Genomic DNA, 16,095 nt, shown 5'->3' with positions numbered 1-16,095 from the left:
AGAATTTTAATAAAATAAAGTTTTTTAAATACTTTTAGTCATTGCTATTAATGTTATAATTAAAAAACCATAGAAAAATAAAATAATTTTTATTAAATTGAATTTTATAGTATATATTACAAATGTTTAAAACCACTAGTTAATTTACATGATACCAACATTGACATAAGATATGTCAGTAGACTATTGAATGTTACAATAGAACATAAATGTAAATTAATATATGTAGTAAAAGAATATTAAGTACAGTAAATAACTATTTATAATCAAGCTATGATAGAAACATTCTCTATGTCTATTAGAATATTTTCAAAATAAAAAGAAAATTATTTTGTGTAAACAAAACATAGTTAATGTTGTCCAAAAAAAATTTATCAAATTAATAATAGATTAAATACGTTTTTTGATTGCCAGTCTATTTAAATGGTTCATTTTTTTATTAATTAATACAATAATATTTATTAGAGCACTGCATAACAATGTGTCAAGAGCAATATCAAAAAATATAAAATGAATTTAACACTGAATCAGTGCTAGTTAAATAATATTATTTTAATTAAGAAATACCTTCGTGATAACAGTGATGTCTAAATATACATAGTAATGACATTCATGCATGTATCTTTAAATACATTGCATGGGAAAAATTTTTTCAAAAAAAGCGTAACCTAAATAACATTATTATGAATTTTTATATTATTGCATATTATTCAAGCAACTAAAATACATAGCATTAATATGCTAATCAAATATATTAAATTTATTTGTATTTTTAAATAAAATATTTATTTTAATTGTTAATTTCTATTAATTGATTTAGCTTTAAATAATTTTAAAAATCAGAACTTTATATTTGTACTGTTTTAGATTTAAAAAATAAACACACTATATTCTAATAGATAAAATTATTTTATGAACCCTGTATAAAAAACCATAATATAACTGAATATTATTTTTCAAATCAAATTAATTCCTATATTATTAAGCTCTTTTGACATCTTATGATGTTGTAATATCTTATTTAAGATAAATGTTAAGACATAATTAGTACAACCATTATAGTATACATTTGTCAATGACAAGCTGGTTGTTTTTTTATCATCCTAGTTTTTTATTAATACTATTAGTTTTTTAGTATATATATTTCTATATATAGAACATTGTATAATATACTTCATAGTAATTATTAATTAAATTGAAAATAATTTTCGGATTAATAGAAATGTATGCTTAGATGAGCATCTAGCAGATGTGGCACAAGAAAAACGTGATCATTATGCCATCACAGTTGTAATAAATATCTAAAAAGATTTATATATATAATATCGCGCTTTCATCTTACAAACTTAGTATTAATGAATATTAATAAACTTATATAGAGATAACCAACGTAATACTAATTTTTTAATTATAACATGGTTCATTAATCAACTTTGTTTTCTGTAATATGATAATAAAATATTTAGTACAATCTATCTATGTCAAACAGTGTTGATGGATATATTTATACATCAAATATTAAATAAAAATCTAATTACATCTCCGTCTTGAATTATATAATCTTTTCCTTCTAATCGCATTTTTCCTGCCTGTTTAGCACCTTTAGTGCCTTTATAGATAATAAAATCAGAAAATGAAACTGTTTGGGATCGAATAAAACCTTGTCTAAAATCAGTATGAATTTTCCCTGCTGCTTCTAATGCAGTAGTACCTATAGATATAGTCCAAGCACGAACTTCTTTTATTCCTACTGTAAAGTAAGTACGTAAATTTAAAAGATTATAACTTTTCCAAATAATGTGATTTACTCCAAATTCTTTTAATCCTAACTCTACAATTAATTTAAACCGTTCTTTTTCATCTAGTACAGCAAGTTCTGATTCTATTTTTGCACACACAACCAGTACTGCTGAGTTTTCAGCAGCAGCAATAATTTGGATTTTATCTAGATAAGAGTTGTAATTCTGATTATTCTCATTAATATTTGCAATGTATATAACAGGTTTTATTGTCAGAAAATTGAGATAACGAATGGAATTTTTTTCCATGCTGTTTAATTTTAAAGTCCGTAGTGCGAACGCATTGCTTAAATGGTTCAAACATTTTTCAAGAACTAACAGCTCTAAACGAGTATTATTATCGTTATCTTTGACATTTTTTATTACTCTTAATCTGGCACGTTCACATATTTCTAAATCAGCTAGTAGTAATTCCGTATTAATAATATTAATATCTTCTATTGGATCGATATGATCAGATATGTGAATGATATTGTCATTTTTAAAACAGCGTACAAGGTGGCAGATTACCTCAACGTCGCGAATATTCATTAAAAATTGATTACCTAAACCTGCCCCTTTTGATGCACCTTTAACTAAACCTGCTATATCTACAAATTCTATGATGGCAGGAACAATATTCTGTGGTTTAATAATTTTTACTAATTGATCGATTCGTGAATCTGGTACTGGTACGATACCAATATTAGGTGTGATAGTACAGAATGGAAAGTTTTTTGTTGCTACATTTGCTTTAGTTAAGGCATTAAAAAAGGTAGATTTACCTACATTAGGCAACCCAATAATACCACATTTAAATCCCTCCATTATATCTCCTTAGATATGCTTCTACCATAATATCGAAGTGCATTACTTTTTTACAATAAATTTAAATATTTATTTGATATAACTTACTATTATCATTTAAAATATTTTATTTTATTTAGCTCTGTAAGTATGTAAGTCATTCATAGCTTGTAAGGCATTTTTTGAAAAAAAAATATATGTGCAGCGTATAGCTTCTTCTATTGAAGAATTAATAAGCTTTTGTTCTATAGCTGTTGGTTTACCCAATACAAATTCAATAACTTTATTTTTATCGCCTGGATGTCCAATACCTATTCTTAGACGATAAAAACAAGAATTATTGCCTAAACATTTAATAATATCTTTCAGCCCGTTATGTCCATTAGAACTGCCACCCTGTTTAAATCGAGCTGTACCCAGTAATAAATTTAATTCATCATGCACTACTAAAATTTCTTTTGGCGAAATGTTATAAACATTTGCCATAGTTGTCACCGATTTTCCACTTAAATTCATAAAAATTTTAGGTATTAAAAGAAAGACATTATTACCGCTAAGTTTTATTTGACTAGTATAGCCGAAAACTTTACTTTCTTCCTTTAATACCTGTTGATTATATTTTGCTAATAAATTAACGTATAAGGAACCAACATTATGCCGTGTAGCGACATATTTAGCGCCAGGATTTGCTAAACCTACAATTAATTTTATTGTCATATTTTTTATCAATCAGTAGATTATCTTTCTTGGAAAAGGACATGTATTGAATACATATAATGAATAATAATGTATATATCATTCATTTGATATAAAATGATAAAGTAGGTGATAAATATCAAAACCTAAAAGTGACAAATAAGTAATCTACTTATTAGATATTAACTAATATAATGAGTAAGTTTATAGTGAATTCTATAATAGAAAACACTGGATGATGTGTAATACGTGATACATATTAATGTTAACTTTATGTAATGATATTTCAAAAATTAAAGTTATACTCGATTTTGTAATCCATTATTGCTCATTATATCAATAATAATATTAGATTAGTGAACTAATATAAATCAACATGTTTTATTGATAAGATAGAAAATAAAATAATTATTTTCTATCGGTTCTTATTGCTGATTAAAAGAGCAATTTAACTTCTCGTCAGCACGGCGACGAAATACAATATACTTCACATTTTTTAATAAAATAATTGCGTAAAAATACCATATATACAATGTAGCAATGACAGTGCAAGATTATATATCGTCAAAAATATAGCATCATGAAATTGTCCATGCTATTAATGCTCAAACATTGCTGAGATTGATTCTTCATTACTGATACGACGAATTGCTTCAGCTAGCATTCCCGACAATGTTAAAATACGTACATTAGGAAGCGACTGAATAGCTGAATTAAGCGGAATGGTATCGCATACAATTACTGAATCTATTACAGAATTTTTAATATTTTCATAGGCATTACCCGAAAAAATTGGATGAGTTGCATATGCAAATACTCGTTTAGCACCGCCATCTTTCAATGCCTTAGCAGCTTGACATAACGTTCCACCGGTATCTATCATATCATCTATTAGAATAGTATCTCGATCTACTACATCGCCTATAATATGCATTACTTGCAACATATTTGCCCGTGGACGACGCTTATCGATGATCGCCATGTCGGTATCATTGAGTAGTTTTGCAACAGCACGAGCACGAACGACACCACCTATATCAGGTGAAACAACAATTGGATTTTCTAAATTTTGTTGTAACATATCTTCTAGTAAGATTGGACTACCAAATACATTATCTACTGGTACATCGAAAAAACCTTGGATCTGTTCAGCGTGTAAATCCACCGTCAATACACGATCAACCCCTACACTTGATAGGAAATCAGCTACTACTTTAGCAGTAATCGGTACACGAGTAGAACGGACTCGGCGATCTTGACGCGCGTAGCCAAAATAGGGAATTACCGCAGTAATTCGACCAGCAGATGCTCTACGCAAAGCATCAACCATGACTACGAGTTCCATTAAGTTATCATTTGTTGGTGCACATGTAGATTGAATGATAAAAATATCACCACCGCGTACATTTTCATTTATTTGTACACTAACCTCACCATCACTAAAACGACTAACAGCCGCTTGACCTAAAATCGTATATAAATGATTAGCAATACGTTTTGCTAATTCTAACGTTGCATTACCAGCAAAAAATTTCATACTAGACACGTGAAAATACCTCAGTCTTATGTTTAAGAATATCAAAGTTTGACAGCAATAAAGATGTCTTTTGGAGAAATATACTTATGAAATATTCATTGAACTATTTTAGATTAGCTTAAGTATCCCCTAATTAATAATGTGCGATGTAATGGAGACACATTAACACCTTGAGCTACAAAACCTTTTATCCATGTTGGAGCTTTTGATAAAACATAACGTGCAGCAACCTCGGTGTCAAATTCAGCAAATATACAAGCGCCGGTGCCTGTTAATCGTGCTGGGCCATATTCCAACAACCATGAAAGATGCTGTTCAACTATAGGAAAAATTTTTCTTACGATTGGTTCACAGTCATTGTAAAAAGGAATGTTATATAGTTTATTGAATAAACGTGGTGATGAATTCCTCCTTAACAGAGGATGGGTAAAAATCATTGACGTAGAAATGCTGATTGGTGGTACAACAACTAAATACCATTTTTCATCTGGTTCAGCTGGGGTCAATTTATCGCCGATACCTTCCGCAAAGGCTGCGTTTCCGTATATAAATATCGGAATATCAGTTCCAATTGTTAGACCGAGCTGAGCCAAAGCAGTGAAGTTTAGTGCACAATTCCATTCCATATTGAGGACTATTAGTACGGTGGCAGCATTAGAAGATGCTCCTCCTAAACCTCCACCTATAGGTAATATTTTTTGTAACCATATATCAGCTCCAGGCTTATTAGTATTATGTTCTGTCCAACAATGACGTTGCAAAAGTTTCGCAGCACGTATGATGAGATTCTGCTCTTGATTGATTCCATGAAGATTAGTGAATAAGCGAATTTGACCGTTATGAGTAGGAGTTATAATTAGAGTATCGCCATAGTTTATAAACTGAATCAATGTTTGCAACAAATGATAACCATCTTGGCGACGACCAATAATTGATAAAAATAGATTAAGTTTTGCCGGTGCTGGCCAGTAATGTGTGATCATAATTTTGCATTGGTTGGCACAATTAGAATTGCATTCTAATGGTATTTATCAATTGGTTACAGTCTAATATTAATCTTCATTGGTATGGTTTAGTATACGTAAATAAGTTAGAACATTGATGAAGAATTCATCGAATCATCGGGTAATTTTCATATTCATTGCTAGAAGTTATACTGTGAAAATAATCATCCTAATTAATTATCAAATCATTTTTGTAATATGATTATTAATAATATACCATATTCCTTGAATATTAATTAATTTAGTAAAATGCAACTATGATTGAGACTCTATTCAATGTCGCCAAGTAGATTTTCAAAAATAACTTGATTGCATTCAAAATTACTTTGATTTTAGTTGTAATAGATATTAATCTTTTTCTTGTTAACAGCTAAATAAAATCGCCATTTTCTTGATAAAACTTAAATTATTACACTGACTGTCAATGCATGCATTATTCAAATAATATTATATTTATAGTCAGACAATATAATATAGGGAATTAATATTCCAATGAATTAACAATAAAATAGTAAAATAAGATAACAATAATATAAATGTCTTTCATCAAGACATACATTCCTTTTTTTAATTTACAACATTTTTAATAAAAATATTATTAATATTAATAGTTTATATAACATGTGAATAAAATACTCTACTCTTTACAAGAGTAGTATAATTATATTTATTATACCTTTACTTTAGGTAAAGTATATGAAAAAAATTATGCCATGAATTCGAATGATATTCATTATAGTGAAACATGTAAGTATCTATAAATTTATAAGATAGTATCATTCGTCTAAAGAAAATAGACAATTTCATCTTGTTAAGATGTTTAAAAGTTTTCTAAAAAAATGAGTTAACATGAATGGTTTATCTAAAATAATGATAGTTTTCATTTATCTCAAACTATATTGAACAGTACATCTAAATAATGTAATAACACTGATATGTCAGTGTCAATATGACTTGTACGCTAAAATTAGTAGTATACTTTAAGCATTCAGTTAAAATAATAGTACTATTGATGCATACGATTTAAATAAATAATAAAATTTATTGACTCCCTTCATCTGAATTAAAAATTAAAACGGTTAGTTAAATTATTAACATATTTAAGAATGAATATAGCAATTACTTAACAAAGTAACCATTGCGTCATTAGATTAACAAAGATTAATAGTACATTAATTTCTAATATATTACCGATATTTATACCAATGACACTGGAGATCGAATTATTAAACTAAGTTGTTTATGAAGAATATTATATAATTATAATCTTCATAGTATTGTGAATAATAATAAACTGATATATATTATGCATACCTATTTAAACAAAATAGATTATTTATAGAATATTATTCAATAATAATCTATTGTAAAATAATAAGAACATTATATCTTTAACTTATTTTATTTTTTTACATAAAATATTATATTTAAATTTTTTATAAAAATAATAAATAATAAAAATACGATTTTATTAAAGATTGCAAACTAGTGTTGTGGCCTATAAATAAATTTGAATTTGTTAACAGCAAGGATATATTACACACACAAATTTTAAAATAAAAAATATTAAAAAATGTATTCAAAAATTAATTAACTTATTAATGTTCTAATTTACAATACTAAATAGATTATTTTAAAATGAAGGTGCATGACTGATTCTTTCTCGTCGTAGTCGTATGAGTTTCAACATACTAATAATACATTAGGATAAACTATTAAATATGAAATCTTACATACTCGCTAAATTAGAAGCATTGCAAGAACGCCAAGCTGAAGTTGAAATCTTACTTAACAACTCTAAACTCACTTCAAATCAAGAGCGTTTTTACACTTTGCCAAAAGAGTATACGCAACTAAACAACATTATACGTCGTTTTGAAAGTTGGCGCCAGATTCAAAAAAATATTGACACTACTATGCAGTTGTTAGAAGATTTGGAAATGAGAGAAATTGCACTGGAAGAATTAAAAGTATTCCAAGCTAAACAAATAGAGCTTGAAAAGGAATTACAAACCTTATTACTACCAAAAGATCCTGACGATGGGCATGGATGCTTTATAGAAATACGTGCTGGAACTGGTGGTAATGAAGCTGCTTTATTCGCAGGTGATCTATTTCGTATGTACAGCCGATTTGCTGAAACTCGTCATTGGAAAGCCAAGATTATCAGTACAAGTGACGGTGAACATGGTGGATATAAAGAAATTATTGCCAAGATATCCCATGAAGGTGCTTATAGTCAATTGAAGTTCGAATCAGGAGGACATCGTGTACAGCGTATACCGGAAACAGAATCTCAAGGTCGAATTCATACTTCTACTTGTACTGTAGCAGTCATTCCTACAATTCCAGAAAACGAACTTCCAGGAATCAATATTAGTGATTTACGTATTGACACATTCCGTTCATCCGGTGCTGGTGGACAACATGTAAATACTACTGATTCAGCCATTCGAATCACTCATTTACCTAGTGGATTGGTAGTAGAATGTCAAGATGATCGTTCTCAACATAAAAATAAGGCTAAAGCTATGGCTGTACTGGGAGCCCGGTTACGTAATATTGAAACAAAAAAAAGACAAACAAAAGAATCTTCCATCCGACGAAACTTATTAGGTACTGGTGATCGTCCCGATCGCATTCGCACCTATCATTTTCCGCAAGGGCGTGTAACAGACCATCGTATCGGATTGACACTGTATCAGCTTGAAGACATCATTCAAGGAAAACTTGATGAGCTTATTCAAGCTATCATACAGGAATACCAATTTGATCAGCTGACTATACTATCTAGTACCACTTAAATGACTTGGAAACAATGGTTAACCAAAGCAACAGGTAGATTGCAAGCACCAGATAATTTAAGAGCACAGCGTGATGCTGAAATTTTGCTTGGTCAAGTAACTGGTGAACCTCGAACCCGATTGTTAGCTTTTGGAGAAACGGTATTAACAGTTGCACAATATACTCAATTAGAAGCGTTGTTGCAGCGACGTGAATTAGGCGAACCGATTGCCTATTTAATTGGTGAATGTGAATTTTGGTCCATGCGACTGAAGGTATCTACCGATACACTAATTCCTCGTCCAGAAACCGAGTGTGTAGTCCAACGGGTACTCGATCTCTTACCGGTGGTTACTCCGGTCGATATATTAGATTTGGGTACTGGAACTGGTGCCATTGCATTAGCATTAGCTTCAGAAAGACCAACATGGCGGATAACTGGAATTGATTGCCAATGCGGTGCACTAGTTCTTGCTAAGGAAAATGCAATACAGTTGGGATTGAAAAATATTCAGTTTTTTAAGAGTGATTGGTTTCAATTACTGCAAGGCAATTGCTACAATCTCATTGTAAGTAATCCGCCCTATATTAAATCTAACGATATCCATCTATTTCAAGGTGACGTACGCTTTGAACCACATAGTGCTTTAGTTTCAGGAAAAAATGGATTATCAGATCTGATGATGATTTGTCATCAAGCAGGAGAACATTTACAACCTGGTGGTTGGTTAGTACTTGAACATGGTTGGAAACAAGGAAAAATAGTACGAGATTTACTCTCTGAAGCTGGTTTTATTTGTATTACTACCGTGTGTGATTATAATCACAATGAACGTGTAAGTCAAGGACAATGGTTTCCTAATTTTGGCAATTAAAAGAAAAAGGAAAAAATAGATAGAAAAGAAAACACTTTTTTTCGAGCATACAAAGAGTATGGTAATTTATAGGATATCTGTGCAGCTTATATTTATTATCTCTATCAAAAAGTAATAATTTGCAGTCGAAGAACATAAACTGCTTGAATTAATAGCTTTCAAATATAGACAAGCATCCCTTCATTCATTGAAGAATATTTTCATATATGTATTATTTCTTGCATAATATTATATGTTTTAAAGTTTTGGAACATTTTATTTTAAATGATGTAAAAATTTTAATGTTTAATTAAAAGAAAATATTCTAGTAACTATTTTGAAAATGATTTCCTTATTTTAAAATAATCATTTCTAAAAATTAGTAGAAAAATTTTTTTAATTGAGAATATATATTCTATATATCGTCACAGTTATTTATTGTCTATATTTTTATATATGACAATACTTAATATTTTAAAAAAAATTGTCTCCGCATGATTAATTTTTGTACTAATCAATCCAATTTAATTTATCGTTAAACAAATAATTAACATTATTTGATTTAATATAGAAAATTAATAATAAAGTTGTAGATTAAATATTACTTATTAATTTAATTAATAGTTTTTTATCATCTAAAATGTCAATTTTATTGGAAAAATAATCTACTATGTGTTTTTATAAGCATATTCTAATTAAATTCTGTCACAAAGTACATTAATAGACATTACAAGATTATTGCGCAATAATTCTTAATTCAAAAAGACACCGCTCAGGTATAGATCAATGGGTAAAGCTCTCGTTATTGTCGAATCGCCAGCTAAAGCCAAAACAATTAATAAATATTTAGGAAATAAATATTTAGTTAAATCTAGTATTGGTCATATTAGGGATTTACCAATTAATAAATCAATTAATCAAGAGTATATTAAGACCAGTAAGATAAAAAAAGTTAAAACAAATCCAAAAAATATACTAATTTCTCGTATAGGTCTTGATCCCTTTCACGGTTGGAAAGCACAATATGAAATTATTCCTAATAAAGAAAAAATAGTACGCGAGTTAAAAGAACTTGCTGAAAAAGCTGATCATATTTATCTTGCTACTGATCTCGATCGTGAAGGAGAAGCTATGGCTTGGCATTTACGAGAGGTTATTGGTGGTGATAACAAACGTTTTAGCCGAGTAATTTTTAACGAAATAACTCATCATGCTATTGAACATGCATTTAAACATCCATGTCAATTAAATATTGATAAAGTTAATTCACAGCAGACACGACGATTTATGGACCGTATTGTAGGATACATGCTCTCTCCTCTTCTATGGAAAAAAATAGCGCGTGGTCTATCTGCTGGCCGAGTTCAATCAGTGGCTGTGCGGCTAATAGTAGAACGTGAAAGGGCAATAAAAGCTTTTAGTCCTGTAGAATATTGGCAATTACATGCTGATCTAACTTCTACTCAACAGATTTCATCTTTAGTAATGCAAGTGACTCATCAAAAAGATGAATTATTTAAACCAATAAATCAACAGCAAATCCAATTTGCTATAACAAAATTGGAAAAAGCGAATTATATTGTCAGTGACTGTGAAAGAAAAACAATTAGTAGTAGTCCAAACGGACCATTTACTACTGTAACATTACAGCAAGCAGCCAGTAGTTATTTGGGTTATAGTGTACAGAAAACTATGCTGTTAGCACAGCAACTGTATGAAGCGGGATATATTACATATATGCGTACTGATTCGATTAATATAAGTCAAAATGCAATTAATATGGCTCGAAATTATATCATCGATAATTTTGGTAAACAATATCTACCGCAGTATCCTAATAAATACATTAACAAAGATAATGTTCAAGATTCTCATGAAGCCATTCGCCCATGTGATGTTAATATTTTTTTAGAAATGCAATTAAATAGTGTAGAAGTAAATGCAAAGAAATTATACCAATTAATTTGGTGTCAATTGATTTCTAGCCAAATGACATCAGCACAATATGATTGTGCAACGTTCACTGTTACTGCAAATGAATTCAAATTACGCATGAGTGATCGCATATTATGCTTTGATGGATGGACTAAAGTAATGATGATGTTACAAAAGAATAATAATGTAAATAATAAGATATTATCAACAATAAAAATTGGTCAATCTCTCAGGCTAAAAAAATTATTACCTAGTAAACATTTTACCAAACCACCTGCCCGATATAATGAAGTATCTTTAATAAAAGAATTAGAAAGCAGATATATTGGCCGGCCTTCAACCTATGTACCGATTATTTCCACGATACAAAATCGAGGTTATGTATATATTAAAAGTCATCGTTTTTATGCAGAAAAAATTGGAGAAATTGTCACTGATTGTCTAAAGGAAAATTTCTGCGATTTAATAAATTATGATTTCACATCAAAAATGGAAATTACTTTAGATCAAATAGCCACTAGACAGAAAGAATGGAAGAGTGTATTAGATACATTTTTTTACACATTTAGTCAACAGTTAAAAAATGCTGAAAAAGATCCGAAAGATGGGGGTATGAAACCAAATAAAATGGTGATAACTAAGATTAGTTGTTTAATCTGTGGAAAAAAAATGGGGATTCGTACTGCTAGTACCGGTGTTTTTTTAGGCTGTTTGGGTTATAATACATTAAAGACGAAGGAACGTTGTAAAAATACGATTAATTTGATTCGGATTCCAGAAGAACTGAATGTTTTTAAAGATGATTATGCTGAAACAAACGCATTGATTTTTCGTCATCGCTGTAGTAAATGTCATACTGCTATGGACAGCTATCTTATCGATATGCAACACAAGCTTCACATTTGTGGTCATAATCCGACATGTGATGGGTATGAAATAGAAAAAGGTACATTTTTTGTTAAAGATCATGATTATTTATCGGTTAAATGTGAACAATGTGGCGCTGATATGAATCTAAAATTGGGACGTTTTGGAAAATACATGGCTTGTACAAATGATGCTTGTAATAATACTCGAAAAATTTTAAGAAATGGAAAATTAGCTCAGCCGAAAGATGAGCCAGTACCTCTCCCTGAATTACTATGTAAAAAAACAAATTCCTATTTTGTACTTCGTAACGGCGCTGGAGGAATTTTTTTAGCCTCAAATGTATTTCCAAAATCTCGTGAAACTCGTGCGCCATTAGTAGAGGAGCTAGTTCGTTTTCATGATCATCTTCCAGAGAAATTTCGCTATTTAACTGCTGCCCCAATTAAAGACTGCGAAGGTAATAAAACAGTAGTGCGCTTTAGCCGAAAAACTAAACAACAGTATATTACATCAGAAAAAAATGGAAAAAGTACTGGCTGGACAGCATTTTATATTGACGAAAAGTGGAAAGTGAATAAAAAATAATCTTAATTTTTTATTAATAGAAAATTAAACTTTTTTAATATTGACTTTTAAAGTAATAAAGTTTTTCATTGGTCTAATATGAACCTCACAGATTATCAATCTAATGATAGTAAATATAAAAACTAAAAAAATACGTTAATGTATAGTATCTTTTCAATAACTTAATTTCTATTATACAAAAATATGGTGCATTATGTACTTATATAATAAGTTTTGCATGTAAAGAATATTTACATTACAAAAAATTGCTATCGATCAAATCAGTATAAGCTGCTTGTCGATTTCTATTCATATTCAAATGAATATTTTTCATAATCAAGAAAATAATTACTAAAAATACTTATAACTTGCATTCAGTTAATGAATGTAAGTACGAATACGAATTCAAAAAATATTTTTTTAATGTTTATTAAAAAATAAAAACAATCAGGGTAGGGATGATTAGTAAAATACTTTACAAGTAGTACTACTATCTAATAATATGTTATTGAGAATCTTATTTATTTTTACTAACTAATTGGAATCAATCACTTTTTAGTGATGAATACTAAGCCCGTACTTCCTACAGTTAAATAATATAAGTAATAGATTATTAATATCTACTGAATGTAGATTTGGTTTATTATTTAAGACAATATCAATATTTATAGATTAAATGTGCTTTAAACAAGCACTCATATAAAATATATATACTCATTGACGAATAAATTTTTATTATTTTATGTTTATAAATTGATTGATATATTTTTTTAAAGATAAAAATTTCATGATCTTGAATCATGCTCGTAAAGCATATTATTTATTCATAATAAATATTATTACAACGTATACTTAAAATATTCCTTAAATCAAAAAACAAAATTTTTTCAGCCATTATGATGAATATCATAGAAAATTAAGTTTATTTACAAATAAATCGAGTATTATGACATTAAGTAATAATACGGTGCAGTAGCTCTATTTATTATAAATAAAGAATACACCACTTACTTATAAAATTACCTTGTATTTAAAAATTTAAAATTTCTGCTCACCATCTTGGTGATTATAGTAAAATTTAATCAATAACCAAATGCATATATTATCGATAATGTTATTATATAATAATTTATTATTTCAATAATTTATATTAAATTAATTGATAATTATATCAATTAGTTAAAATTTTTTAAAATTAAAATATCAATTTTTACCAATTTATTTCGTATAAGAAATCAATATTGATTTATGTTATAAAATAATTCGTTATAAGGCCATTAGTATCTTAATACTATTGTATAGTAATCGAACATACTGGTTTTAATGAAAAAAATTATTTTAAATTTTCTATTTACTTGCTTTGTAATTATAGATAGTCATTCGTAATGAATGTTTTTGCATTCACCTATAAATTTAGATGTATACATTTATTTTATATGCTATTTCAATTAATATTGTTATCTATTAAATTACAATATCATATTAATGCTTATCCATTTATAATAAAATATTAGTTGAGATAGAATGTAACAATATGATTATATAAAACAATATTAGTAAGTAATTTACTCAATAAAAACATTAAATTAATCAGCCAACGTAATATAAGAATATATATCATTTTAGCATTAAATATTATAACTATAACAAGCTACTGACAAAAATAAAGTGCTCAATTCTATTTTAGAATAAACTTGAATCATCTGTTTATTTCAGAATAATTAAATATTATTTATATAGGTATTTCATACATTTTTATGTAAATTTGGATCAATTGTTTAATTGTTTACATAAAGCATGACATGAATTAATTTAATTCACTTTTTAACGTAAATAACAGGAATATATTCAATTAATATTTCAGATTAGATTAGATCTCTTAATTGAGATGAAGATTATAACAAGTGAGTTATGACAATTTCATGAAAAATTTGACTTGATTATATTTTATATAATAACAATTACAGTTGTATCGCTATACATTATAATAGCATTATAATATGGATTAAGAAATTAGTTTTTTAGATGAACGATTGAGTAAATGACCCATTTTAGAGGCTTTTGTCTTGAGATAACGAACATTTTTTGGATTGTGACCTGCGATAATGGGTACTCGTTTACTAATATTGATCCCTGATTTGATCAACATATCTACTTTTTTAGGATTATTTGTTAATAAATGAATCACATCTACACCAAGTAATTTAAACATATCAGCACATAATGTAAAATTTCGTTCATCAGCTGAAAATCCCAATTGATGATTGGCTTCAACTGTATCGGCGCCTTTATCTTGTAGTGCATAAGCCCGAATTTTATTTAATAAACCAATGTTTCGGCCTTCTTGACGATGATAAAGTAAAACTCCACGTTTTTCTTTAGCAATACGTGCCAAAGCAGCTTTTAGTTGAAAACCGCAATCGCAGCGTAGACTAAATAAAGCGTCGCCTGTTAAGCATTCAGAATGTACTCGTGCTAAAACAGGCGTTGAACCTGTAATATTTCCATAGATCAAAGCTAGGTGATCTTGTTCCGTAGCTATTTCTTTGAAACCTACCATCAAAAAATCTCCCCAGTACGTTGGCAATGTAGCTTCTGCTACACGTTTCAACAGCATATTGCTCTCCTGAACTAAATATTAATGTCGATCAAAATATCTATTTTATGTTAATCTAATAGCTTATTAATTGTAAAGTTGAAAAAATATAAACAAATATCAAATATCGATTTGACATAAACATTATGTATTTATCACATAAATAATGTACAGTTTTTATCTGCACTAATTATAGTGGGATAATAACTAATATCTATAAAATTATTACTATTATTTTAACCTTTAAAATATATCAAATAACATATATTAAAAACTATAGTTTATATATGTCAGATTAATAATCTCTGATTATATAAAAATAAAATTATTTAATTTGAGATAGATAAGATTTAAATCAATGTTGACATTAATAAAATTATATAGTTCATTAGTATATTGCTTTGTATTTAAAATATCCATGCTCAAAGTTATTGACATAATATAAATCTTAAAAAAAGGAAGATAACATCGACCTGTGAGTAATAGTTTACTTTAACTTATATCCACTATTCAGCTATTCAGCAGTAGTCTGATATCTTACGATATCTCAGTACTCACATTAAAGGGTACTGAAAGTTGGTATATATATAGTTAACAATTTAAAAAAATTTTTTTAGATTATATCTTATATTAAAAACCACCAAAATTATCCGTGTTTTATTATTGAAAC

At 28.3% G+C, this 16,095-nt stretch carries 8 protein-coding genes; 3 read left to right on the top strand and 5 right to left on the bottom strand.

The genetic code is table 11. The annotated features are described in order from the left end of the window. Positions 1–1,511: 1,511 nt before the first annotated feature. The 4 genes from ychF to ispE all read right to left on the bottom strand — a co-directional run bounded on the left by ychF (position 1,512) and on the right by ispE (position 5,801). Positions 1,512–2,606: a redox-regulated ATPase YchF gene (gene ychF / locus ACICP0_RS01280; RefSeq protein ID WP_395480144.1), complete on the bottom strand. Its 1,095-nt coding sequence runs from the start codon at positions 2,604–2,606 to the stop codon at positions 1,512–1,514. Between the two features lie 111 nt (positions 2,607–2,717). Continuing rightward, complete coding sequence (gene pth / locus ACICP0_RS01275) at positions 2,718–3,302, bottom strand: aminoacyl-tRNA hydrolase (protein WP_395480143.1); 585 nt, start codon at positions 3,300–3,302, stop codon at positions 2,718–2,720. A gap of 577 nt (positions 3,303–3,879) precedes the next feature. Then, positions 3,880–4,827 (bottom strand): ribose-phosphate pyrophosphokinase, encoded by a 948-nt coding sequence (locus ACICP0_RS01270; RefSeq protein ID WP_395480142.1) that lies wholly within the window; start codon positions 4,825–4,827, stop codon positions 3,880–3,882. A gap of 104 nt (positions 4,828–4,931) precedes the next feature. After that, a complete protein-coding gene (gene ispE, locus ACICP0_RS01265) occupies positions 4,932–5,801 on the bottom strand; it encodes a 4-(cytidine 5'-diphospho)-2-C-methyl-D-erythritol kinase (protein ID WP_395480141.1) in 870 nt (289 codons plus the stop codon). 1,742 nt (positions 5,802–7,543) lie between these two features. Between ispE and prfA the strand changes: the two genes are divergently transcribed. The 3 genes from prfA (at position 7,544) to topA (ending at position 12,850) form a co-directional block, all read left to right on the top strand. Beyond that, positions 7,544–8,626: a peptide chain release factor 1 gene (gene prfA, locus ACICP0_RS01260; RefSeq protein WP_395480140.1), complete on the top strand. Its 1,083-nt coding sequence runs from the start codon at positions 7,544–7,546 to the stop codon at positions 8,624–8,626. Further along, complete coding sequence (gene prmC / locus ACICP0_RS01255; protein ID WP_395480139.1) at positions 8,627–9,481, top strand: peptide chain release factor N(5)-glutamine methyltransferase; 855 nt, start codon at positions 8,627–8,629, stop codon at positions 9,479–9,481. A gap of 765 nt (positions 9,482–10,246) precedes the next feature. Next, a complete protein-coding gene (gene topA / locus ACICP0_RS01250; protein ID WP_395480138.1) occupies positions 10,247–12,850 on the top strand; it encodes a type I DNA topoisomerase in 2,604 nt (867 codons plus the stop codon). A 1,984-nt stretch (positions 12,851–14,834) separates the two neighbouring features. Here topA and ribA read toward each other — a convergent pair. Further along, on the bottom strand, positions 14,835–15,446 hold the full coding sequence (gene ribA / locus ACICP0_RS01245) for a GTP cyclohydrolase II (RefSeq protein WP_395480137.1): 612 nt from the start codon (positions 15,444–15,446) through the stop codon (positions 14,835–14,837). Positions 15,447–16,095: the final 649 nt, after the last annotated feature.

The organism is Candidatus Curculioniphilus buchneri endosymbiont of Curculio glandium (genome assembly GCF_964275155.1).
GTDB classification, from domain to species: Bacteria; Pseudomonadota; Gammaproteobacteria; order Enterobacterales; family Enterobacteriaceae; genus Curculioniphilus; species Curculioniphilus buchneri.
This window is presented reverse-complemented; position numbering and strand designations above follow the sequence as displayed.